Genomic DNA, 20,339 nt, shown 5'->3' with positions numbered 1-20,339 from the left:
ATGACTGAATCGAACGACACGCCAATCCAGACGGAAGAAGGCGACGAGCGCCAACACCGCCGCATCAAGAGTTTCGTGATGCGTGCCGGGCGCATGACCGAAGGCCAGCAACGCGGCCTGGAGCAGGGCGCGCCCCTGTTCGTGCTGCCGCTGGCCGACGCGCCGGTGAATTTCGACCAGGTGTTCGGTCGCTCGGCACCGCGCTCGCTGGAAATCGGTTTCGGCATGGGCCATTCGTTGCTGGAAATGGCAGCGGCTGCGCCGGACCAGGACTTCATCGGCGTCGAGGTTCACCGTCCGGGTGTCGGGGCGCTGCTCAATGGCGTGCTGACGCAAGGCCTGACCAACCTGCGGGTCTACGATTGCGATGCGATCGAAGTGCTCAACCGCTGCGTGGCCGATAACAGCCTTGATCGCCTGATGCTGTTTTTCCCGGACCCGTGGCACAAGAGCCGTCACCACAAGCGCCGTATCGTCCAGGCGTCCTTCGCCGAGCTGGTGCGCAGCAAGTTGAAGGTCGGCGGCATTTTGCACATGGCCACCGACTGGGAGCCTTACGCCGAATATATGCTGGAAGTGATGAACGTTGCGCCGGGTTACCGCAACCTGGCCGAAGACGGCAAGTGCGTACCGCGCCCGGCCGAGCGCCCGATCACCAAGTTCGAACGCCGTGGCGAGCGTCTTGGGCATGGCGTTTGGGATTTGAAGTTCGAAAAGCAGTCCTAAACTTCACTCAATACAACCTGTGGGAGCGAGCCTGCTCGCGAAGAGGGAGTGTCAGTCGACAGAAATGCTGTCTGACACACCGCTTTCGCGAGCAGGCTCGCTCCCACAGTTGTTTTAGGGTGTGGCTTAAATTAGCGGCGATCCGCGACCACGCCAATCAACACCAACACCACCAACAACACCGGCGCCAGGCTGTAGTTGTTGAACTGGCTCAAGCCGCGCACTACCCAGGGCGTGGCATAGATCAGCGCCGCACCGCTGCCGATCATGCACAGCAAGGCCATCAGTGGCACGCGCAAGGCGCCGGCGATGCTGCCCAGGCGCTGCTCGACCCAGCCTTTGAAATCCGCACCAAACAGCACCAGCAGGCAGCCCACCAGGGCCAGGGCGATTTCCGAGAGGTTGCTGCGGCTCCAGCGAGACACGGTGGCAAGCAGGTCGAGTACCAAATCCATTCGATTTCCTTATGTCAGAAATTTCTGCAGCAAGTCGTTGAGGAAGAGTTGTCCGCGCATCGTGGCTACCAGGCGTGACGGTTCGACCTGCAACAGGCCGCTTTGTTCGGCTTCACGTCGGCCTTCAGCAAGGCTTTCCAGGGTCATGCCGGTACGTTCAGGGTACAGCCGCGATTCGACGCCTTCTGTCAGGCGCAGCGCGTTCATCAGGAATTCGAACGGCATTTCGTCGTTGGTCAGCGCTTTCTCGCCGGCCCGGAAGCTTTTCGCCGGATTCAGGTAATCCTTCGGCAGGCGGGTTTTCCAGGTGCGGACAATGCGCCCGTCCGGGTGACTGAGCTTGCCGTGGGCACCGGCGCCAATGCCGATGAAGTCGCCAAAACTCCAGTAGTTAAGGTTGTGTCGCGCCGGGCGACCGGGCAGGGCATAGGCCGAGACTTCGTACTGTGCGTAACCGTGTTCGGCCAGTAGCGCTTGTCCGGCCTCCTGAATGTCCCACAGCGTGTCGTCTTCCGGCAGTGTCGGCGGCTGGTTCCAGAACACCGTGTTCGGTTCCAGGGTCAGTTGATACCACGACAGGTGTGTCGGTTTCAGGGCGATGGCTGTGCGCAGGTCGGCCAAGGCATCGTCCAGGGACTGATTCGGCAAGCCATGCATCAAGTCCAGGTTGAAGTTATCGAAGCCGGCCTGCCGCGCCATGCCGGCGGCACGTACGGCTTCGTCGCCGTTGTGAATCCGGCCCAGGGCCTGGAGTTTTTCCTGCTGGAAGCTCTGGATGCCGATCGACAGGCGGTTGATCCCCAGTTTCCGGTACGCCACGAACTTGTCTTGCTCGAACGTACCCGGGTTGGCTTCCAGCGTGATTTCGATGTCGCTGGCAAAGGGGATGCGTTGTTCGACGCCTTTGAGCAAGCGACCCAGGGAATCGGCACTGAACAGGCTCGGCGTGCCACCACCAAAGAAGATCGAGCTCAGTTCACGGCCATGGACGGCGTGCAGGTCCTGGTCGAGATCCGCCAGCAACGCGTCGACATACTCTTCTTCCGGCAGCACAGGGCTGGCGGTGTGGGAGTTGAAGTCGCAATAAGGGCATTTGCGCACACACCACGGGATGTGGATGTACAGCGCCAGGGGCGGCAACACAGGCAATGCCGCCCGGGGCGATGAAGCATCGCCGCCGAAGATCAGCGGCGACGCGGATGATTCACGGGTCATTTCAAGCCCAGACGCTGGCGCAGCAGATCCATTGCACGGGCGCGGTGGCTGATCTGGTTCTTGTCGGCAGGGCTCAACTCGGCGCTGGAGCAATCGCGCTCCGGCACCCAGAACAGCGGGTCGTAGCCAAAACCGTGTTCGCCGCTGGCCTGGGTCAGGATTCGCCCGTGCCACAAACCTTCGCAGAGGATCGGCAACGGATCGTCGGCGTGACGTACCAGTGCCAGCACGCAGACGAACTGCGCCCCACGCTCGGCTTCAGGCACGTCTTTCAGCACGTCGAGGAGCTTGGCGTTGTTCGCTGCATCGCCCTTGCCGTCGGCATAACGCGCCGAATAAATGCCAGGCGCACCACCGAGGAAATCCACCGCCAGCCCGGAATCGTCGGCCAGCGCGGGCAAACCGGAAATGCGCGCGGCATTACGGGCCTTGAGGATGGCGTTCTCGACGAACGACAGACCGGTTTCTTCAGGCTCGACGCTGCTGAACTCGCCGATCGAGCGCAGATGCACCGACTCGCCGAGCATGGCCTGGAGTTCCTTGAGTTTGCCGGCGTTATGGCTGGCCAGTACGAGTTGCGTGAAGTTGATCATTGGCCAGGGAAGAGCTCTTGGTTGAAATTGATGGTGTTGATTTTGTCACCGGTCTGCACCTTGATCTCGAAGGTGCGGACTTCCTGCTGATCCACCGGATATTGCGCGATGTAGTAGATCGCGCCTTGTTCGGTGATCTGTTTGAACTTCAGTGGCACGGTCTGGCTGGTCAGGTCTTTGACCGAACCGCTCACCTGGGCCATCAGTGGCTTGCCTTCCTTGAGCACCGAGATATTGATCACGCCCTGGTTCTTGCTGCGGACCAGTTCGGCGGACTTGGCAATGTCCGGGGTCAGGAAGGTGGAGTTGAAGGTGTTGTAGTGCACCGTCACGTCGCCGAAGGTTTCCTGGCGCTCGCCCTTGATGGCTTCGGCGCCCATGGCGGTGACGCTCAGGCAGGCAGTGAGTAGAAACAAAGCAAGACGACCCATGATCGTTCTCCTTGAAATAAGTTGGATCAGACCGCGACCTTGTGGTCGGAAAGTCCCGGACTGCTGACGCGGTAGATTCCGATCTCACCTAACAGATTAGGCCATAGCTTACTGGCCCACCCGTGCCGATGCTGTTGATCCACGGCAAGCCGATCAATGACCTTCGCTTCACGTTCGCGACACAAGGCTTCAAAGTCCGCGAAGGTGCAGAAGTGGATGTTCGGCGTGTTGTACCAGGTGTACGGCAGGAACTCGGAAACCGGCATCCGGCCCTTGCTCGCCAGGTACCAGCGGCAGCGCCAGTGACCGAAATTCGGGAAGGTGATGATGCACTGACGGCCCACGCGCAGCATTTCTTCGAGGATCTTGTCCGGGTAATGCACGGCTTGCAGCGCCTGGGTCATGACCACGATGTCGAAACTGTTGCTGGCGAAGTTGCCCAGGCCCTTGTCCAGGTCCTGTTCGATGACGTTGATGCCCTTGGCCACGCACTCGGCAATGTTGTCGGCGTCGTTTTCCAGGCCATAACCGGTGACCTGCTTGTTGTCGCGCAGCCAGGTCAGCAGTTCGCCATCGCCGCACCCGAGGTCGAGCACGCGGCTGCCGGCGGGGATCCATTCCTGGATGATTTCCAGATCAGCTCTCATGGCTTTCTCACAACGTAATGCGGTTCATGTAATTGCCGAATGCCTGCAGGTAGCGCGGGATCGGAATCAGGAAGGCGTCGTGGCCTTGTGGTGCGTCGATCTCGAGGTAGCAGACGTCCTTGCGCGCGGCCATCAGCGCGTCCACCAGCTCGCGCGAGCGGGCAGGGGAGAAGCGCCAGTCGGTGGTGAACGACATCACGCAGAACTTGGCTTTGGCACCTTCAAAGGTTTTCGCCAGGTTATCGTCGAAATTCGCCGCCGGATCGAAGTAATCGAGCGCCTTGGTCATCAACAGGTACGTGTTGGCATCAAAGCGCCCGGAGAACTCTTCGCCCTGATAGCGCAGGTAGCTTTCGACCTGGAACTCGACGCTGTGGAAGTCGTAGTTGAGCTTCTCGCTCTTCAGGCCGCGGCCGAATTTTTCGCCCATGGAGTCGTCGGACAGGTAGGTGATGTGCCCGACCATCCGCGCCAGCATCAGGCCGCGCTTGGGGATCACGCCCTGTTCCTGGAACGAACCGCCGTGGAATTCGGGGTCGGTGAGGATCGCCTGGCGCGCCACTTCGTTGAACGCGATGTTCTGTGCCGACAGCTTGGGGGCCGAGGCGATGGCCAGGCAGTGACGGATGCGGTCGGGGTAGGTGATGCTCCATTGCATCGCTTGCATGCCGCCGAGGCTGCCGCCGATCACGGCCGCGAACTGGGCGATGCCGAGGCGATCGGCCAGGCGCGCCTGACTGTGCACCCAATCCTCGACGGTCAATACCGGGAAATCGGCGCCGAACGGCTTGCCGGTGTCCGGGTTGATGCTGCTCGGGCCGGTGGAGCCGTTGCAGCCGCCGAGGTTGTTCAGGCTGACCACGAAGAATTTGTTGGTGTCGATTGGCTTGCCGGGGCCGATGCAGCTGTCCCACCAACCGGGTTTACGGTCGTCGGCGCTGTGGTAGCCAGCAGCGTGGTGGTGCCCGGACAAGGCGTGGCAGATCAGCACGGCGTTGCTCGCCGTGGCGTTGAGCGTGCCGTAGGTTTCGTAGATCAGGTCATAGGCCGGGAGCGAACGACCACAGGCCAAAGCCAGCGGCTCGCTGAAGTGCGCCACTTGCGGCGTCACCAGACCAACAGAATCGGGGGGAAAGGCAGCTGGCATCGACCCTGCTCTCATTGAAATGAGGCGTAAGTCTAAAGACCGCTGGGGTTAGCGGCAAGCAAAGGCCGGGCCTGATTTCTTTCAGTAAGACCGAGGTGCACCATTCGCGAGCAAGCCCGCTCCCACAGAGGAGCGCATTACCCTGTGGGAGCGGGCTTGCTCGCGAATGAGGCGACTCGGTGGATCAGGCTGGACGCACCAGATCAGGCAAATCCGGCAACTTCTTCGGCGAGCAGATCCGCACCCGTTTCTGCCGGTTCAACTCGCCACTGATCAAGCTGACCTGGCTCTTGGACACGCCAAACGCCTTGGCCAGAAACGCCATCAGATATGCATTGGCCTTGCCCTCGACTGGCGGCGCGGTCAGGCGGATCTTCAGACGATCACCGTGCAGCCCGGCGAAGTCATCGCTACGGGCTGCCGGTTGCAGGTGACACTCCAGAATCAGGTCGTCACCGTCCCAGCGAAACCAGCTCACCGGGTCAGATCAACACGCGGAGGATTTCCGGCATCATGGTCAAGGCGGCGAGGTTGTTGATCACCAGCATGTCGACCAGTTTGATTGCCAGGAACGCAAAGATCGGCGACAGATCAAGCCCGCCCAGGTTCGGCAGGAACTTGCGGAACGGCGCCAGGGCCGGCTCGCAGATGTCGTTCACCAGTTCGGCGCCCGGGTTATGGCTGCCCGGTGCGACCCAGGACAGGATCACGCTGATGATCAGGGCAAAGAAGAAGATGTTCAGGAATAGCGCGGTCACACCGATGAGCGACCAGATCAGCAGTTGCAGCGGGTTGCCGATGGTGCCGTAGGTCAGCAACAGGGTCAGGGCCATCAGTGCCAGTTGCACCAGGATCGCCAGCACCAGCGAGGACATGTCCAGGCCGAACACGCTCGGGATGATCCGGCGCAGCGGCTTGAGCAGCGGCTGGGTGGCCTTGACGATGAACTGGCAGATCTGGTTGTAGAAGTTCGCCCGCACCAGTTGCAGTACGAAGCGCATCAGCACGATCAGCAGGTACAGGCTGCCGAGGGTTTGCAGCACGTAGACCGCTGCGGTGTTCAATCCAATCATGAAAAGCTCCTTATTGACCCAGTTGTTCGGCCATCTCGGCCGAGCGATGCGCGGCAGCGCCGAGTGCTTTTTCGACCAGGGCTTCAAAGCCATTGGCCTGGAACGACTTGATTGCAGCTTCCGTGGTGCCCGCAGGGGAGGTGACACGGCGGCGCAGCTCGGCCGCGTCGACGTCACTGGAGACCGCCATGTGCGCGGCGCCCAGTGCGGTTTGCAGGGTCAGTTGCGCGGCAATATCCGCCGGCAGGCCAAGTTTCACGCCGGCGGCGGTCATGGCCTCGATCAGCAGGAAGAAATACGCCGGGCCCGAGCCGGAAACGGCGGTGACGGCGTCCAGTTGCTGCTCTTCATTGAGCCATAAGGCGATGCCGACCGCGGACAGCAGCTCCTGGGCTTGCTGGCGCTGTTCGGCGGTCACTTGGGCTGTTGCGAACAAGCCGCTCACGCCCTGACGCAGTAGCGCCGGGGTGTTGGGCATGCAGCGCACGATCGGCTGGGCGCCAAGCCAGTTGTTCATGCTGGCGCAGGTGATGCCTGCAGCGATCGACACCACCAGTTGATGGGGCTTGAGGCTTGGGCGAATCGCTTCGCACACGGCTTTCATCGCCTGCGGCTTGACCGCAAGGACGACGACGTCGGCGCCTTCGATGGCCTGGGCGTTGTCGGCGAAGGTTTCGATACCGTGTTCAGCGCTCACGCGGGCGCGGGTTTCTTCGCCCGGATCGCTGGCGCGGATCTGCGCGGCTTCCAGACCCTTGGCCCGCAGGCCGCCGATCAGGCTGGCGGCCATGTTGCCGGCACCGATAAAGGCAATACGCGTCTTGCTCATGTCAGGTCCTTATAAAGAAGAGAGTCGGTCATGGGTTATGGCCGATCGTAATCACGGGCGCCAAACAGGGCCGTACCGATACGGACCCAGGTGGCGCCCTGGGCAATGGCCGACTCAAGGTCGTGGCTCATGCCCATGGAAAGTGTGTCGAGTGGCAGATTCAGGCTGGCTTGCAGGCTTTGCACGGCCGCAAACGCGGCGTCCTGGGCGGCGCGATCTTCAGTCGGCTCAGGGATGGCCATCAGCCCGCGCAACGTCAGGCGCGGCAGGGCGCTGATGGCACTGGCCAGGGCCGGCAGATCAGCCGGGGTGCAGCCGGATTTGCTGGCTTCACCGCTGACGTTGACCTGAATGCAGATATTCAGGGGCGGTAAATCGGCAGGACGTTGTTCGGACAGACGTTGTGCGATTTTCAGACGATCCACGGAGTGCACCCAGTCGAAGTGCTCGGCGATAGCACGAGTCTTGTTCGATTGAATGGGGCCGATGAAGTGCCAGATCAAGGGCAGGTCGGCCAGTTCAAGCTGTTTGCCCAGCGCTTCCTGCAGGTAATTCTCGCCAAAGTCGCGCAGGCCGGCGGCGTAGGCTTCACGCAGGTCCTGTGCGGGTTTGGTCTTGCTTACGGCCAGCAGATGGACGCTGTTTTCGGCGCGATTGGCGGCAAGTGTTGCGGCATGGATGCGCGAACTAACTTCGAGAATGTTGTCTGCTATGGTGGACATCAAGAGGCGCCAGCGGTCTGAAGGTTCGCGGCATTCTACTGGAATTGAGAGGCGCTATGGATATCACTGAACTGCTGGCGTTCAGCGCCAAACAGGGGGCATCGGACCTGCATTTGTCTGCTGGCCTGCCGCCGATGATTCGGGTGGATGGCGATGTGCGGCGCATCAACCTGCCGGCCATGGACCACCAACAGGTGCAGGCGCTGATCGATGCCATCATGAATGACACCCAGCGGGCGGACTTTGAGAAGCATCTGGAAATCGATTTTTCCTTTGAAGTGCCCGGTGTGGCGCGTTTTCGGGCCAATGCGTTCAATCAGAGCCGTGGCGCGGGTGCGGTGTTTCGCACCATTGCGGCGAAAGTGCAGAGCATGGACGAACTGGGCATGGGGGAAGTGTTTCGCAAAATGACCGACGCTCCCCGCGGCCTGGTGCTGGTGACCGGCCCGACCGGTTCCGGAAAATCCACCACGCTGGCGGCGATGATCGACTACCTCAATAACCATCGCCATCACCACATCCTCACCATTGAAGACCCTATCGAGTTTGTGCACGAGCCGCGCAAGTGCCTGATCAACCAGCGTGAGGTCCACCGCGATACCCGCAGCTTCGCCACGGCCTTGCGCTCGGCGTTGCGGGAGGATCCGGACGTGATTCTGGTGGGGGAGATGCGCGATCTGGAAACCATACGCCTGGCGTTGACCGCCGCCGAAACCGGCCATCTGGTATTCGGCACGCTGCACACCACGTCGGCGGCAAAGACCATTGACCGGGTAGTGGACGTGTTTCCGGGGGACGAGAAGTCAATGGTGCGCTCGATGCTCTCCGAGTCGCTGCTGGCGGTGGTGTCCCAGACGCTGGTGAAGAAGGTCGGCGGCGGACGCATCGCGGCCCACGAAATCATGCTGGGGACGTCGGCGATCCGCAACCTGATCCGCGAGGACAAGGTGGCGCAGATGTACTCGGCGATTCAGTCGGGAGGGGCGTTGGGAATGCAGACGCTGGATATGAGCTTGAAGGGCCTGGTGAGCAGGGGGGTGATCAGTCGTGATCATGCGCTGGAGAAAGCGCGGTCGCCGGATAGCTTTTGATGATCCAGAAACGCCATCGCGGGCAAGCCCGCTCCCACAGGATTGATGCAGTCCATGTGGGAGCGGGCTTGCCCGCGATGAGGCAATCATATTCAAAGCTATTCCCGAGGTTGACCTCGGTAGTTAAATCAGCGCTGAACAACCCGCATCTGATTCGGCTCTTTCGGCAGAACCCGCTTGGCAACCACGTAGTGGTTTTGCCAGTACGGTTTCTTCAGGGTGTCGATACTCACCGACTTGCCGCGACGTGGCGCGTGGATGAAGCGGTCGTTGCCCAGGTAAATGGCGACGTGATTGACCCGGCGGCTCTTGATGTTGAAGAAAATCAGGTCGCCCGGCTTCAGGTCGTTGCGATCGACTTTCTCCCCATGACCGCTGGCCATGGCGTTGGAGGTGCGTGGCAGGTCGAACGTGGCGTCGTTGAACGCGTATTTCACCAGGCCGCTGCAATCGAAGCCTTTGCTTGGGCTGCTGCCGCCCCAACGATAGGGAGTGCCAAGGACGTTCACGGCGCGGCTCAGCACGTCGCTGCTTTCCTTGGTGCCCATCGGTGGAACCAGGCCGCTTTTGCTGTTGGCCAGGCTTGGAGCATATTTAGTGGTTTTTTTGTCTTTGCTCGAAGGAGCAGAGACATGGGATTTGGGGGTGTAACCATTAACGTTAGGAAGACGTTGCTCACGATTGGTGGCGTGGGCGGCCAGTGGCATCAAAAGGCAAATGGTTAGCCATGTCTTGAAAAATGAACGCATTAGGCAAGGCTCTTAATAAGTTAGCGCGCAACTTTATAACAGCTTTTTTGCCGCTTCCGAGGCCGTTGGTCGATTCAACCTGGGGGACAATGGTGGCAAAAAAGCGGCAAAATGGCGCAATTGTCGGACAGAAGTCCGGTGTTACAAGGCTTTGACGGGAGTGAAGGTAGCATTTGCCATACGTCGGGTGCCTGTAAAAAAGTCACAAAGAATTGAAGAATATTTATCTATCGTATGAATCGAGGTCATTCATGAACCCCTATCAACAGACTTATCCGCAGCAAGACACCCACAGCAAAGTGATCGGTTATCTGCTGTGGATTTTCGGATTTACCGGCGCTCACCGCTTCTATTACGGCAAGCCGGTGACCGGGACGATCTGGTTCTTCACCTTTGGTTTGCTGGGCATCGGCTGGCTGATCGACCTGTTCCTGATCCCGTCCATGGATCGCGAGGCTGACCTGCGGTTTACCGCAGGGCCCATCGAATACAACGTGGCGTGGATTCTGCTGACGTTTCTCGGGGTGTTCGGTGTGCACCGGATGTATCAGGGGAAATGGATCAGCGGGCTGCTGTACCTGCTCACCGGCGGGTTGTTCTTTCTCGGGGTGCTGTATGACTTCTGGACGTTGAATGACCAGGTGTCCGTGCGTAACGCGCAGCGTCGATAAGCGAAGAGCAAAAGATCGCAGCCTGCGGCAGCTCCTACACAGGAATATGCATTTCCCTGTAGGAGCTGCCACAGGCTGCGATCTTTTGTTTTTAAGCCTGGTGGCTAATGCGTCCATCCACCAGGGTGTAACGCACTACACCCGGCAGGCTGTGGCCGATGAACGGGCAGTTCTCGCCCTTCGACAACCAGGTTTCGCCCGCGACGGTCGAGGTCGTCGGGTCGAACAGCACGATGTCCGCCGCACCACCCACCGCCAGTTTGCCTGCCGGCAGGCGCAAGGCCTCGGCAGGGCCGGTGCTCAGGCGTTTCAGCAACGTCGGCAGGTCCAGCAAGCCGTCTTCGACCAGGGTCATTGCCAGTGGCAGCAGCAGTTCAACGCTGCTGATGCCCGGCTCGGTGGCGCCGAACGGTGCCAGCTTGGCGTCACGTTCATGGGGTTGGTGATGGCTGGAGATGGCCGAGATCACGCCGGATTTCACCGCTGCGCGCAGGCCATCGCGGTCGGCGCGGGTGCGTAGCGGCGGCTGGACGTGATACAGGCTGCTGAAGTCGATCAGGGCTTCGTCGGTCAGGATCAGCTGGTACAGGGCGACATCCGCGGTCACCTTCAGGCCCCGGGCCTGGGCCTGGGCGATCAGTTCCACGCCGCGGGCACTGGTGAGCTGACTGAAGTGCGCGCGCACGCCGGTCTGTTCAACCAGCAGCAGGTCCCGAGCCAGAGCGACGGTCTCGGCGCTTTCCGGGATGCCTGGCAAGCCAAGGAAACTGGCGGTCGGGCCTTCGTGAGCCAGGCCGCCTTCGGCCAGGTCGTGATCCTGGGAGTTGAAAATCACCGTCAGGTCGAACGTTGCCGCGTAGTCCAGTGCCCGGCACAGGGTGCGGGTGTTGCGGAAGCTCTCCAGGCCGTTGCCGAAGGCCACGCAACCGGCGTCGCGCAAGGCAACCAGCTCGGCCAGCTGTTCACCGTCCAGGCCTTTGCTCAGGGCGCCAATCGGGAAGACTTTGGTGTTGCCGGCCTCACGGGCGCGGTCGAGGATCAGTTCGGCCACCGCCGAGGTGTCCAGCACCGGTTTGGTCTTCGGCGGGCAGCACAGGCTGGTCACGCCGCCAGCCGCCGCCGCGCGGGTTTCGCTGACAATCGAGCCTTTTCGGCTGTAACCCGGCTCGCGCAGGGCAACGTTGAGGTCGACCAGGCCGGGAGCGGCCACCAGGCCTTTGGCGTCGATCGTGTCGACAGCGACAAAACCGGCGGGCGCCGCGCCAAGGGCGACGACTTTGCAGGCTTCAATGTGGATGTCGGTCACTTGATCCAGGCCGCTGGCCGGATCGATCACGCGGGCGCCGAGAATGCTGAGCTTCACTGTGCGCTCTCCTGTTCGAATTGGCCCTGCTCGAATTGACGCTGCGCAGTCTGCCCGCTCATGGCCATGGACAGCACGGCCATACGAATGGCGATCCCGTAGGTCACCTGGTTGAGGATCACCGAATGCGGACCGTCGGCCACTGCCGACTCGATTTCCACGCCGCGGTTGATCGGCCCCGGGTGCATCACGATGGCATCGGGTTTGGCGCCGGCCAGGCGCGCGGTGGTCAGGCCGAACAGGCGGTAGAACTCGCCTTCGCTCGGCAGCAGGCCGCCGGTCATGCGTTCACGCTGCAGACGCAACATGATCACCACGTCGACGTCCTTCAGGCCTTCGGTCATGTCGGTGTAGACCTTCACGCCGTATTGCTCGATGCCGATCGGCAGCAGGGTCTTCGGTGCGATCACGCGGATGTCCGGGCAACCGAGGGTTTTCAGGGCCAGCATGTTCGAGCGCGCCACCCGCGAGTGCAGGATGTCGCCGACGATGGCCACCGAAAGGTTTTCGAACCCGCCCTTGTGCCGGCGAATGGTCAGCATGTCGAGCATGCCCTGGGTCGGGTGCGCGTGCCGGCCGTCACCGCCGTTGATGATCGCCACTTGCGGGCAGACATGCTCGGCGATGAAGTGCGCGGCGCCGGAGTCACCGTGGCGCACGACGAACATGTCGGCGGCCATGGCTTCCAGGTTACGCAGGGTGTCGAGCAGGGTCTCGCCCTTGCTTGCCGACGACGTGGACACGTTGAGGGTGATCACGTCCGCCGAGAGCCGCTGGGCCGCCAGTTCGAAGGTGGTGCGGGTACGGGTCGAGTTCTCGAAGAACACATTGCACACGGTCTTGCCGCGCAGCAACGGGACTTTCTTCACGGCCCGGGCGCCGACTTCGAGGAAGGAGTCGGCGGTGTCGAGGATTTCCGTCAACAGCTCACGGCGCAAACCGTCGAGCGAGAGGAAGTGGCGCAGCTGGCCCTGATCATTGAGCTGCAGCGGGCGCTTGGTGTCTAGAGGCGTCATCGCAAGGGGGACTCTCAATAGGGCGAATTAAAGGGCGAGGTCTTGCAGTTCGAGCGCGAGCTCCGGGCCGGACAGCTTCACCCGTTCGTGGGCGGCCAGCGACAGGGTCGCGCCCACCACGTTCGGGCGGATCGGCAGTTCGCCGGCGTCCAGGTCCAGCAGGCACACCAGCGTCACGCTGGCCGGGCGACCGTAGTCGAACAGTTCGTTCATGGCGGCGCGGATGGTCCGGCCGCTCATCAGCACGTCGTCGATCAGCACCAGGTGCTGGCCTTCGATCTCGAACGGCAGCGCCGAAGGGCGAACCTGAGGATGCAGGCCGTTCTGGCTGAAATCGTCGCGGTAGAAGGACACGTCCAGGGTGCCGAGGGGCTCATTGCTGCCCAGTTCCTTGAGCAGGGCCTGGGCCACCCAGACGCCGCCGGTACGAATGCCGATGAAGCGCGGGTCGCTGATGCCACGGTGTTCCAGGTGGGCCTTCAGGCGCGTGGCCATCTGGCTGATCAGTTCGGCGGGATTGGGCAGGCTCATGGTTGCTCCTTCTTGGGCCCGAGCCGGGTTTCACGCAAGGTGGCTCGGGTTGTAGCTAAGAGAGACGCATCGCGGCTCTTCAGGATTCGAACAGTGCGCCATTTTCGTCGAGCCAGCCTTGCAGCAGCAGGGCGGCGGCGATGGCGTCGACCGGGTTGTCGCGGTAACTGCCTTTCTGGCCACCACGAGCCAGGCGTTCGCCCTTGGCCTCGAAGGTGGTCAGGCGTTCATCGTGGGTATAGAAGGGCAGGTTGAAGCGGCCGTTCAGGCGCCGGGCGAATTTTTCCGCGCGAGCGCACATGTCGCTGGGCGTACCGTCCATGTTCAGCGGCAGGCCGACCACCACGGCATCGGGTTTCCACTCTTTGATGAGGGCTTCGACCTGGTTCCAGTCAGGAATGCCGTTCTGCGCTTTCAGGGTGCACAGCTCACGAGCCTGGCCGGTAATCACCTGGCCGACTGCAACGCCGATCTGTTTGGTGCCGTAGTCAAACCCCAGAATCAGCTTCAGGGCCATCAGGCGTGCCCCGCCTGGCTGGTCAGCAGGCTGAGGTTGACGCCCAGGTGTCTGGCGGCCGCTTCCAGGCGAAGTTCGCTGCTGGTGTTGAACAGGATGTCGGCGTCAAACGGGCAGTTCAGCCAGGCGTTCTGGGCCAGTTCGGCCTCCAGTTGCCCGGCTTCCCAGCCGGCATAACCGAGGGCGATCAGGCTTTTTGCCGGGCCGACGCCGTCAGCGATGGCGAACAGTACGTCCTGGGACGTCGACAGGGACAACTCATCTTCCAGATCAACGGTCGCCTGGAAACTCTGCCCCTTGGGGTGAAGGACGAAGCCGCGATCGGTTTGCACCGGGCCGCCGATGAAGATCGGCACATGCTGGCAGAGCGCTGGCGGTTCGATTTCCGGGCGTAATTGCTCAAGGATATCGGCCAGGTTCAGCTCTTGCGGACGGTTGACCACCAGCCCCATGGCACCATTGGCCGTGTGCTCGACGATGTAGGTCAAGGTGTGTGCAAAGTTCGGGTCGGCCATGTGCGGCATGGCGATCAGGAATTGATGCTTGAGGTAGCTGGGGCTGACGTTTTTCATGTGCGCTAGTGTGGCGTTCGAGGGGCGAACTGACAAGCCGGGGATGCGCAGGAAATGCCGTAATTCTGTAGGAGCGAGCTTGCTCGCGATGAACCTGAGAACACTGCGGGGTGTCAGGCTTGCAGCGTTATCGTTGGCGACCATCGCGAGCAAGCTCGCTCCTACAGGGGGATTTGTGCGGGTCAGTTGCTTGAGAGGCGATCGCCGCGGGCAAATTTCCAGGTCCGGATGATCTCCAGCCGGTCAACATCCGACAGATCCCCGGTAAAGGGTGCGAACGGCGCCGCCAGCCGGACGATCCGTTGCGCCGCCTGGTCCAGCAGCGGCTGGCCTGAAGATTCCAGTACCAGCACCTCATACAGCGAGCCGTCACGATTGATCGACACCATCAGGCGCAAATTGCCGTAGATCTGTTTGCGCCGTGCTTCGTCGGGGTAATTGAGGTTGCCGATGCGTTCGACTTTCTTGCGCCATTCGTCCTTGTACCAGGCGCCCTTGTCGCGCATGGTCGAGGCGGCGCTCAAGCGGTGGATGCGCGGGCGCTTGGCGTACAGTTGTTGTTCGGCGGCCAGTTCCGCTTCGAGGCTGGCGATGTCGCTGGACAGCCGCTCACTGTCGAACGTCGGCGCCTGGACCTGGGGTTTGACCTCGGTCTTGGGCTCCTCGGTCTTGGCGGGGGCCTTTTTCGGCTTCGGCGCCACGGTGGTCACGGCAGCCTTCGGCGGGGCTTCCTGCGCTTCAGGCTTGGCGGCCGGCGGTGGCGTGACTTTCTGTACCTTGTTGTCCTGGAAGGGCGCGACCTCGGTGGTCTTGGGAATCGCCTTTTTATCCAGGGTGCCGCTGCCTTGCTGGTTCTCTTGCGCCAGGAAATCGGCCTTTTCAGGCTTCTTTTCGCTTTTGAAGGTGGCGAGGGTGATTTCCAGGGTTTTGCTGATCTGCTTGGGCTCGACCACGGCAAACCCGACACCCAGCAGCAAGGCCAGGTGGATCAGCGCCGCCAGAAACAGGGTAAAACCGAGGCGATCGGCCGGGCGCACGCCACGGTGGGCGAGTTCGGCAGGCAGATCGGACGGGAGGGTCATGACAAGGAAACCAACATCGCGTTTTCACAGGCCGCGCATGATAACGCAATGTTGGTTTGGCTAATCAACGTGCCTTGAGCTTCTGATCGATGGCATCCATCAGCAGGCCGCCGATATCGGTGCCAAAGGCATTGTCGATTTCGCGGATGCAAGTCGGGCTGGTGACGTTGATCTCGGTCAGGTGCTCGCCGATCACGTCCAGGCCAACGAACAGCAGGCCTTTTTCACGCAGCGTCGGGCCGACTTGTGCGGCGATCCAGCGATCCTTTTCGGTCAGCGGACGGGCTTCGCCACGGCCGCCGGCGGCGAGGTTGCCACGGGTTTCACCCTGGGCCGGAATCCGTGCCAGGCAATAATCCACAGGCTCGCCGTCGATCATCAGGATGCGCTTGTCGCCGTCCTTGATGGCCGGCAGGTAGGCCTGGCCCATGATCTGCTGGGCGCCGAGGGCCGTTAGGGTTTCGAGGATCACCGACAGGTTCGGGTCGCCCGCGCGGTGACGGAAGATCGACGTGCCGCCCATGCCGTCCAGCGGCTTGAGGATCACATCGCCGTGTTTGGCGGCGAACTCACGCAACACGTCGGCGCGGCGACTGACCACGGTCGGCGGCGTGCACTGCGGGAACAGCGTGGCGAACAGCTTTTCGTTGCAGTCGCGCAGGCTCTGCGGCTTGTTGACCACCAGCACACCGGCGCGCTCGGCCTGTTCCAGCAAGTAGGTGGAGTAGACGAACTCCATGTCGAACGGCGGATCCTTGCGCATCAGGATCACATCCAGATCGCTCAGCAGCGCGTCGCTTTCGGCGCCCAGTTCGAACCATTTTTCCGGGTTGGCGAACACCTGCAGCGGACGCATCCGCGCCCGGGCCTCACCTTCGCCCTGATACAGGTCGCGCTGTTCCATGTAGAACAGCTCCCAGCCACGCTTCTGCGCGGCCAGCAGCATGGCCAGCGAGCTATCCTTTTTATAGGAAATGCTGGCGATAGGGTCCATGACAATCCCGACGCGAACGCTCATTGGGTTTTCCTCGAAAAATGGGGGCCGGACGTTGATCTTCTGTGGGAGCGAGCAGGCTCGCTCCCACAAAAAGCGATCAGGCCAAAGGGCCGTATAAAAGTGGCGTCAGAGTGGCGCTGAGTGTGTTTGCGGTCAAGGAAAAACCATCGCCCCGGTCGGCCGATAGATTGGTTCTGGAGACTGTGCTAAAAAGGCTGCCATGTCGTGCTGGCCCTTGAGTATCAAGGGTTTCGAGCCGCCAATTACCCGCAAACGGACAATTTGATTCGTAAAGGCGACGCAGAGCATCTTATGGAACAGCCCCCCAGCGCCTTGAAGGTCATGGTGATCGACGATTCGAAGACGATCCGTCGCACCGCCGAAACGCTGCTCAAGAACGTGGGTTGTGAGGTCATCACGGCCATCGACGGCTTCGATGCCCTGGCCAAGATTGCCGACAACCACCCCGGCATCATCTTTGTCGACATCATGATGCCGCGCCTGGATGGCTATCAGACCTGCGCCCTGATCAAGAACAACAGTGCGTTCAAGTCCACCCCGGTGATTATGCTGTCATCCAAGGATGGCCTGTTCGACAAGGCCAAGGGGCGCATCGTCGGCTCCGACCAGTTTTTGACCAAGCCTTTCAGCAAGGAAGAGTTGCTGGATGCGATCCAGGCCCATGTGCCTGGTTTCGCCGCCGTTTTGCCGCAGTAGGACACGCACAGTGACGCTCGGCCATCGGGCCCTGCGTCGACAAGAATGGGGAAGACCATGGCACGTATTCTGATCGTCGATGATTCGCCGACCGAAATGTACAAACTGACCGGCATGCTGGAAAAGCATGGCCATGAAGTGTTGAAAGCCGAAAACGGCGCCGACGGCGTGGCCCTGGCCCGCCAGGAAAAGCCCGACGCTGTCCTGATGGACATCGTCATGCCCGGCCTCAATGGTTTCCAGGCAACACGCCAGTTGACCAAGGACCCGGAAACCGGACACATCCCGGTGATCATCATCACCACCAAGGACCAGGACACCGACAAGGTCTGGGGCACGCGCCAGGGCGCCAAGGACTACCTGACCAAGCCGGTCGATGAAGAGACCCTGATCAAGACCCTGAACAACGTGCTGGCCGGTTGATCGTCAGGCCATGAACGAGTCGCTGACGGCTTTCGAACTGCTGCTGCAGATCGACCAGCGCTGTCGTTTGCTGGCGGCGGACTTGCCGTCCCAACCGACCCGTCGGGACAGCTGGAGCGGCATCGGTTTTCGCCTGGGCGAGCACTGGTACGTCGCGCCCATGAGTGAGGTCAGCGAAGTCTTGCATGAGCCGCGACTGACTCAGCTGCCGGGGGTCAAATCCTGGGTCAAGGGTGTCGCCAACCTGCGCGGGCGATTGCTGCCGGTCATGGATCTGAGTGGGTTCTTCGGGCACGAGCTTTCGGCGGTGCGCCGCCAGCGCCGGGTGTTGGTGGTGGACCACGATGAGGTGTTTGCCGGGTTGCTGGTCGATGAAGTCGTCGGCCTCCAGCACTTTGCCCGGGACAGCCTGGAGCCAGTGCCGGCAGACGAGTTGAAGGGGCCGGTGGCGGCATTCGTCCAAGGTCGGTTTCAGCGCGGGCAGTGCTGGCAGGTGTTCAGCCCGTTTGCGTTGACGCGGTCTCAGGGGTTCATGAGCGTCGCGATTTAACCGGAAAACCAGGGAACCTTGTGGGAGCGAGCTTGCTCGCGATGACGGACTTGCAGCCAACATTGATGTCGACTGACACAACGCAATCGCGAGCAAGCTCGCTCCCACAGGTTTCCTGGCAAGCGCAAAAGTGGGTTAACAGGCGAGGACCGATGACAAAAACAAAAGCAGGCAAGCCAATGGAAGGGTCGCGCAGCCGGTCGCAGATCATCGTGCTGTTCATCGCGCTGATCGTCTTCATCATGCTGCTGTTCGCCAACTTCGCGTACCTCAACACCCAGGCGACCTACGACAAACAGTACATCGGCCACGCCGGCGAACTGCGCGTGTTGTCCCAGCGCATCGCCAAGAACGCCACCGAAGCGGCCGCCGGCAAGGCTGCCGCGTTCAAGTTGCTCAGCGATGCGCGCAATGACTTTGCCCGGCGCTGGGGCTATCTGAAGAAGGGCGACCCGGCCACCAGCCTGCCACCGGCCCCGGCCACTGTGCGTCCAGAGATGCGCGCGGTGCAACAGGACTGGGAACGCCTGCTGAAGAACACCGACGCGATTCTCTCCAGCGAGCAAACCGTACTGTCCCTGCATCAGGTCGCCGCGACGCTGGCTGAAACCGTGCCGCAGTTGCAGGTCGAGTACGAAAAAGTCGTCGAGATCCTCCTGCAACGGGGCGCCCCGGCGGCCCAGGTGGCCATGGCCCAGCGCCAATCGCTGCTGGCCGAGCGGATCCTCGGTGCGGTCAATACGGTATTGGCCGGCGACGAAAACTCACAGCAGGCCGCCGATGCGTTCGGGCGTGACGCGACGCAGTTCGGCAAGGTGCTCAACGGCATGCTCCAGGGCGACCCGGCGCTCAAGGTCAGTCAGGTCGAAGACCGCGACGCCCGTGCGCGACTGGCGGAAATTGCCGAGCTGTTCGAGTTCGTCTCGGGCTCGGTGGACGAGATCCTCGAAACCTCGCCTGAGCTGTTCAAGGTCCGTGAATCGGCCTCAAACATTTTCAGTCTCTCGCAAACCCTGCTCGAAGAAGCCTCACACCTGGCCAGCGGTTTTGAAAACATGGTCGGCGGGCGCACCACCGACACCATAGGCGGTTATGTGCTGGGCTTGCTGGCGCTGACTTCGATCATCCTGATCGGCCTGGTGATGGTGCGCGAAACCAATCGCCAGCTGCGCGAAACCGCCGAGAAAAACGAGCGTAACCAGAACGCGATCATGCGTTTGCTCGACGAGATCGAAGACCTGGCCGACGGCGACCTCACGGTGACGGCCTCGGTGACGGAAGACTTTACCGGCACCATCGCCGACTCGATCAATTACTCCGTCGACCAGTTGCGCGATCTGGTCGCGACCATCAACCTCACCGCTGGCCAGGTCGCCGCTGCCGTGCAGGAAACCCAGGCCACCGCCATGCACCTGGCCCAGGCTTCGGAACATCAGGCCCAGCAGATTTCCGAGGCCTCGATGGCGATCAACGACATGGCCGAGTCCATCGACCAGGTGTCGGCCAATGCCGCTGAATCTTCGGCGGTTGCCGAGCGCTCGGTGGAAATTGCCAACAAGGGCAACGAGGTGGTGCACAACACCATCCACGGCATGGACAACATTCGCGAGCAGATTCAGGACACCGCCAAGCGCATCAAGCGCCTTGGCGAGTCCTCCCAGGAAATCGGCGACATTGTCAGCCTGATCGATGACATTGCCGACCAGACCAACATCCTCGCCCTCAACGCGGCCATCCAGGCGTCCATGGCTGGCGACGCCGGTCGCGGTTTCGCCGTGGTGGCCGATGAAGTGCAGCGGCTGGCCGAGCGTTCTTCTGCCGCCACCCGGCAGATCGAGACTCTGGTGCGGGCGATCCAGACCGACACCAACGAGGCGGTCATCTCCATGGAGCAGACGACGACCGAAGTGGTGCGCGGCGCCCGTCTGGCGCAGGATGCCGGTGTGGCCCTGGAAGAAATCGAGGGTGTGTCGAAGACGCTCGCGGCGCTGATCCAGAGCATCTCCAATGCCGCACAACAGCAGACGTCGTCGGCCGGCCAGATTTCCCTGACGATGAACGTGATCCAGCAGATCACCTCGCAGACGTCGTCGGGTTCCACCGCCACGGCCGACAGCATCGGCAACCTGGCTAAAATGGCCAGTCAGTTGCGTCGTTCGGTGTCCGGTTTCACCTTGCCGGATGCCAAGGCGCAGGTTGTGGACAAAGCTTGAACCGCCCAT

At 61.5% G+C, this 20,339-nt stretch carries 25 protein-coding genes; 7 read left to right on the top strand and 18 right to left on the bottom strand.

What is annotated here, in order from left to right; genetic code table 11:
• Complete coding sequence (trmB, locus tag PPUTUW4_RS26020; RefSeq protein ID WP_015097212.1) at positions 1 to 726, top strand: tRNA (guanosine(46)-N7)-methyltransferase TrmB; 726 nt, start codon at positions 1 to 3, stop codon at positions 724 to 726.
• A gap of 131 nt (positions 727 to 857) precedes the next feature.
• On the opposite strand, the gene PPUTUW4_RS26015 is transcribed toward trmB, so the two are convergent.
• The 10 genes from PPUTUW4_RS26015 to PPUTUW4_RS25970 form a co-directional block, all read right to left on the bottom strand.
• The gene (locus PPUTUW4_RS26015; RefSeq protein WP_007975393.1) at positions 858 to 1,181 is read right to left on the bottom strand and encodes a DUF3392 domain-containing protein; all 324 of its coding nucleotides are present in this window, start codon (positions 1,179 to 1,181) and stop codon (positions 858 to 860) included.
• A 9-nt stretch (positions 1,182 to 1,190) separates the two neighbouring features.
• A complete protein-coding gene (hemW, locus tag PPUTUW4_RS26010) occupies positions 1,191 to 2,396 on the bottom strand; it encodes a radical SAM family heme chaperone HemW (RefSeq protein WP_015097211.1) in 1,206 nt (401 codons plus the stop codon).
• Positions 2,393 to 2,989, bottom strand: coding sequence for an RdgB/HAM1 family non-canonical purine NTP pyrophosphatase (rdgB, locus tag PPUTUW4_RS26005; RefSeq protein ID WP_007975395.1), 597 nt, complete (start codon positions 2,987 to 2,989; stop codon positions 2,393 to 2,395). The genes hemW and rdgB overlap by 4 nt, the downstream gene beginning before the upstream one ends.
• Positions 2,986 to 3,420, bottom strand: a complete 435-nt coding sequence (locus PPUTUW4_RS26000) for a DUF4426 domain-containing protein (RefSeq protein WP_015097210.1) — start codon at positions 3,418 to 3,420, stop codon at positions 2,986 to 2,988. The genes rdgB and PPUTUW4_RS26000 overlap by 4 nt, the downstream gene beginning before the upstream one ends.
• A 26-nt stretch (positions 3,421 to 3,446) precedes the next feature.
• The gene (gene metW, locus PPUTUW4_RS25995; RefSeq protein WP_007975398.1) at positions 3,447 to 4,067 is read right to left on the bottom strand and encodes a methionine biosynthesis protein MetW; all 621 of its coding nucleotides are present in this window, start codon (positions 4,065 to 4,067) and stop codon (positions 3,447 to 3,449) included.
• A 7-nt stretch (positions 4,068 to 4,074) separates the two neighbouring features.
• Positions 4,075 to 5,214, bottom strand: a complete 1,140-nt coding sequence (locus PPUTUW4_RS25990) for a homoserine O-acetyltransferase (protein WP_015097209.1) — start codon at positions 5,212 to 5,214, stop codon at positions 4,075 to 4,077.
• A 184-nt stretch (positions 5,215 to 5,398) separates the two neighbouring features.
• A complete protein-coding gene (locus tag PPUTUW4_RS25985; RefSeq protein ID WP_015097208.1) occupies positions 5,399 to 5,692 on the bottom strand; it encodes a DUF167 domain-containing protein in 294 nt (97 codons plus the stop codon).
• A gap of 4 nt (positions 5,693 to 5,696) precedes the next feature.
• Complete coding sequence (locus tag PPUTUW4_RS25980) at positions 5,697 to 6,287, bottom strand: YggT family protein (RefSeq protein WP_015097207.1); 591 nt, start codon at positions 6,285 to 6,287, stop codon at positions 5,697 to 5,699.
• Positions 6,288 to 6,297: 10 nt separating this feature from the next.
• On the bottom strand, positions 6,298 to 7,116 hold the full coding sequence (gene proC, locus PPUTUW4_RS25975) for a pyrroline-5-carboxylate reductase (protein WP_007975403.1): 819 nt from the start codon (positions 7,114 to 7,116) through the stop codon (positions 6,298 to 6,300).
• 35 nt (positions 7,117 to 7,151) lie between these two features.
• On the bottom strand, positions 7,152 to 7,838 hold the full coding sequence (locus PPUTUW4_RS25970) for a YggS family pyridoxal phosphate-dependent enzyme (RefSeq protein WP_015097206.1): 687 nt from the start codon (positions 7,836 to 7,838) through the stop codon (positions 7,152 to 7,154).
• A 56-nt stretch (positions 7,839 to 7,894) separates the two neighbouring features.
• Here PPUTUW4_RS25970 and PPUTUW4_RS25965 point away from each other — a divergent pair, with 56 nt between their 5' ends.
• On the top strand, positions 7,895 to 8,929 hold the full coding sequence (locus PPUTUW4_RS25965) for a type IV pilus twitching motility protein PilT (RefSeq protein ID WP_015097205.1): 1,035 nt from the start codon (positions 7,895 to 7,897) through the stop codon (positions 8,927 to 8,929).
• Between the two features lie 128 nt (positions 8,930 to 9,057).
• Here PPUTUW4_RS25965 and PPUTUW4_RS25960 read toward each other — a convergent pair whose 3' ends face one another.
• Positions 9,058 to 9,678 carry a C40 family peptidase gene (locus tag PPUTUW4_RS25960; protein ID WP_015097204.1) on the bottom strand — a complete coding sequence of 207 codons (621 nt, stop codon included), beginning with the start codon at positions 9,676 to 9,678 and terminating at the stop codon, positions 9,058 to 9,060.
• Positions 9,679 to 9,929: 251 nt separating this feature from the next.
• Here PPUTUW4_RS25960 and PPUTUW4_RS25955 point away from each other — a divergent pair, with 251 nt between their 5' ends.
• A complete protein-coding gene (locus tag PPUTUW4_RS25955) occupies positions 9,930 to 10,349 on the top strand; it encodes an NINE protein (protein WP_015097203.1) in 420 nt (139 codons plus the stop codon).
• 91 nt (positions 10,350 to 10,440) lie between these two features.
• Here PPUTUW4_RS25955 and PPUTUW4_RS25950 read toward each other — a convergent pair whose 3' ends face one another.
• From PPUTUW4_RS25950 to gshB, 7 genes are all read right to left on the bottom strand, one after another.
• On the bottom strand, positions 10,441 to 11,712 hold the full coding sequence (locus PPUTUW4_RS25950) for a dihydroorotase (RefSeq protein WP_015097202.1): 1,272 nt from the start codon (positions 11,710 to 11,712) through the stop codon (positions 10,441 to 10,443).
• The gene (locus PPUTUW4_RS25945; RefSeq protein WP_007975410.1) at positions 11,709 to 12,728 is read right to left on the bottom strand and encodes an aspartate carbamoyltransferase catalytic subunit; all 1,020 of its coding nucleotides are present in this window, start codon (positions 12,726 to 12,728) and stop codon (positions 11,709 to 11,711) included. Before PPUTUW4_RS25945 ends, PPUTUW4_RS25950 begins: the two co-directional genes overlap by 4 nt.
• A 27-nt stretch (positions 12,729 to 12,755) precedes the next feature.
• The gene (pyrR, locus tag PPUTUW4_RS25940) at positions 12,756 to 13,259 is read right to left on the bottom strand and encodes a bifunctional pyr operon transcriptional regulator/uracil phosphoribosyltransferase PyrR (RefSeq protein WP_015097201.1); all 504 of its coding nucleotides are present in this window, start codon (positions 13,257 to 13,259) and stop codon (positions 12,756 to 12,758) included.
• A gap of 79 nt (positions 13,260 to 13,338) precedes the next feature.
• A complete protein-coding gene (ruvX, locus tag PPUTUW4_RS25935; protein WP_007975412.1) occupies positions 13,339 to 13,776 on the bottom strand; it encodes a Holliday junction resolvase RuvX in 438 nt (145 codons plus the stop codon).
• On the bottom strand, positions 13,776 to 14,348 hold the full coding sequence (locus PPUTUW4_RS25930) for a YqgE/AlgH family protein (RefSeq protein ID WP_015097200.1): 573 nt from the start codon (positions 14,346 to 14,348) through the stop codon (positions 13,776 to 13,778). Before PPUTUW4_RS25930 ends, ruvX begins: the two co-directional genes overlap by 1 nt.
• A gap of 182 nt (positions 14,349 to 14,530) precedes the next feature.
• Positions 14,531 to 15,430 carry an energy transducer TonB gene (locus PPUTUW4_RS25925; RefSeq protein ID WP_015097199.1) on the bottom strand — a complete coding sequence of 300 codons (900 nt, stop codon included), beginning with the start codon at positions 15,428 to 15,430 and terminating at the stop codon, positions 14,531 to 14,533.
• Positions 15,431 to 15,494: 64 nt separating this feature from the next.
• Positions 15,495 to 16,448 carry a glutathione synthase gene (gene gshB / locus PPUTUW4_RS25920; RefSeq protein ID WP_007975415.1) on the bottom strand — a complete coding sequence of 318 codons (954 nt, stop codon included), beginning with the start codon at positions 16,446 to 16,448 and terminating at the stop codon, positions 15,495 to 15,497.
• Positions 16,449 to 16,739: 291 nt separating this feature from the next.
• Here gshB and pilG point away from each other — a divergent pair, with 291 nt between their 5' ends.
• The 4 genes from pilG (at position 16,740) to PPUTUW4_RS25900 (ending at position 20,330) form a co-directional block, all read left to right on the top strand.
• Entirely contained in the window at positions 16,740 to 17,144 is a 405-nt protein-coding gene (gene pilG / locus PPUTUW4_RS25915) for a twitching motility response regulator PilG (RefSeq protein ID WP_015097198.1), read from the top strand.
• A gap of 57 nt (positions 17,145 to 17,201) precedes the next feature.
• Entirely contained in the window at positions 17,202 to 17,567 is a 366-nt protein-coding gene (gene pilH, locus PPUTUW4_RS25910; protein WP_007975417.1) for a twitching motility response regulator PilH, read from the top strand.
• A 10-nt stretch (positions 17,568 to 17,577) separates the two neighbouring features.
• On the top strand, positions 17,578 to 18,117 hold the full coding sequence (locus tag PPUTUW4_RS25905; protein WP_015097197.1) for a chemotaxis protein CheW: 540 nt from the start codon (positions 17,578 to 17,580) through the stop codon (positions 18,115 to 18,117).
• Positions 18,118 to 18,296: 179 nt separating this feature from the next.
• Positions 18,297 to 20,330 (top strand): methyl-accepting chemotaxis protein, encoded by a 2,034-nt coding sequence (locus tag PPUTUW4_RS25900; RefSeq protein WP_227698145.1) that lies wholly within the window; start codon positions 18,297 to 18,299, stop codon positions 20,328 to 20,330.
• The last annotated feature ends 9 nt before the right edge of the window (positions 20,331 to 20,339 follow it).

Origin of the sequence: Pseudomonas sp. UW4 (genome assembly GCF_000316175.1) — a bacterium.
Lineage (GTDB): Bacteria > Pseudomonadota > Gammaproteobacteria > Pseudomonadales > Pseudomonadaceae > Aquipseudomonas > Aquipseudomonas laurylsulfatiphila.
Note: the sequence above shows the minus strand (reverse complement) of the source record. Positions and strands in the feature narration are given on the sequence as shown.

Bases quoted from the DNA above. Each gene is read 5' to 3' on its own strand.
- trmB (WP_015097212.1), top strand. From the start codon at position 1: ATGACTGAATCGAACGACACGCCAATCCAGACGGAAGAAGGCGACGAG.
- PPUTUW4_RS26015 (WP_007975393.1), bottom strand. From the start codon at position 1,181: ATGGATTTGGTACTCGACCTGCTTGCCACCGTGTCTCGCTGGAGCCGC.
- hemW (WP_015097211.1), bottom strand. From the start codon at position 2,396: ATGACCCGTGAATCATCCGCGTCGCCGCTGATCTTCGGCGGCGATGCT.
- rdgB (WP_007975395.1), bottom strand. From the start codon at position 2,989: ATGATCAACTTCACGCAACTCGTACTGGCCAGCCATAACGCCGGCAAA.
- PPUTUW4_RS26000 (WP_015097210.1), bottom strand. From the start codon at position 3,420: ATGGGTCGTCTTGCTTTGTTTCTACTCACTGCCTGCCTGAGCGTCACC.
- metW (WP_007975398.1), bottom strand. From the start codon at position 4,067: ATGAGAGCTGATCTGGAAATCATCCAGGAATGGATCCCCGCCGGCAGC.
- PPUTUW4_RS25990 (WP_015097209.1), bottom strand. From the start codon at position 5,214: ATGCCAGCTGCCTTTCCCCCCGATTCTGTTGGTCTGGTGACGCCGCAA.
- PPUTUW4_RS25980 (WP_015097207.1), bottom strand. From the start codon at position 6,287: ATGATTGGATTGAACACCGCAGCGGTCTACGTGCTGCAAACCCTCGGC.
- proC (WP_007975403.1), bottom strand. From the start codon at position 7,116: ATGAGCAAGACGCGTATTGCCTTTATCGGTGCCGGCAACATGGCCGCC.
- PPUTUW4_RS25970 (WP_015097206.1), bottom strand. From the start codon at position 7,838: ATGTCCACCATAGCAGACAACATTCTCGAAGTTAGTTCGCGCATCCAT.
- PPUTUW4_RS25965 (WP_015097205.1), top strand. From the start codon at position 7,895: ATGGATATCACTGAACTGCTGGCGTTCAGCGCCAAACAGGGGGCATCG.
- PPUTUW4_RS25960 (WP_015097204.1), bottom strand. From the start codon at position 9,678: ATGCGTTCATTTTTCAAGACATGGCTAACCATTTGCCTTTTGATGCCA.
- PPUTUW4_RS25955 (WP_015097203.1), top strand. From the start codon at position 9,930: ATGAACCCCTATCAACAGACTTATCCGCAGCAAGACACCCACAGCAAA.
- PPUTUW4_RS25945 (WP_007975410.1), bottom strand. From the start codon at position 12,728: ATGACGCCTCTAGACACCAAGCGCCCGCTGCAGCTCAATGATCAGGGC.
- pyrR (WP_015097201.1), bottom strand. From the start codon at position 13,259: ATGAGCCTGCCCAATCCCGCCGAACTGATCAGCCAGATGGCCACGCGC.
- ruvX (WP_007975412.1), bottom strand. From the start codon at position 13,776: ATGGCCCTGAAGCTGATTCTGGGGTTTGACTACGGCACCAAACAGATC.
- PPUTUW4_RS25930 (WP_015097200.1), bottom strand. From the start codon at position 14,348: ATGAAAAACGTCAGCCCCAGCTACCTCAAGCATCAATTCCTGATCGCC.
- PPUTUW4_RS25925 (WP_015097199.1), bottom strand. From the start codon at position 15,430: ATGACCCTCCCGTCCGATCTGCCTGCCGAACTCGCCCACCGTGGCGTG.
- gshB (WP_007975415.1), bottom strand. From the start codon at position 16,448: ATGAGCGTTCGCGTCGGGATTGTCATGGACCCTATCGCCAGCATTTCC.
- pilG (WP_015097198.1), top strand. From the start codon at position 16,740: ATGGAACAGCCCCCCAGCGCCTTGAAGGTCATGGTGATCGACGATTCG.
- pilH (WP_007975417.1), top strand. From the start codon at position 17,202: ATGGCACGTATTCTGATCGTCGATGATTCGCCGACCGAAATGTACAAA.
- PPUTUW4_RS25905 (WP_015097197.1), top strand. From the start codon at position 17,578: ATGAACGAGTCGCTGACGGCTTTCGAACTGCTGCTGCAGATCGACCAG.
- PPUTUW4_RS25900 (WP_227698145.1), top strand. From the start codon at position 18,297: ATGGAAGGGTCGCGCAGCCGGTCGCAGATCATCGTGCTGTTCATCGCG.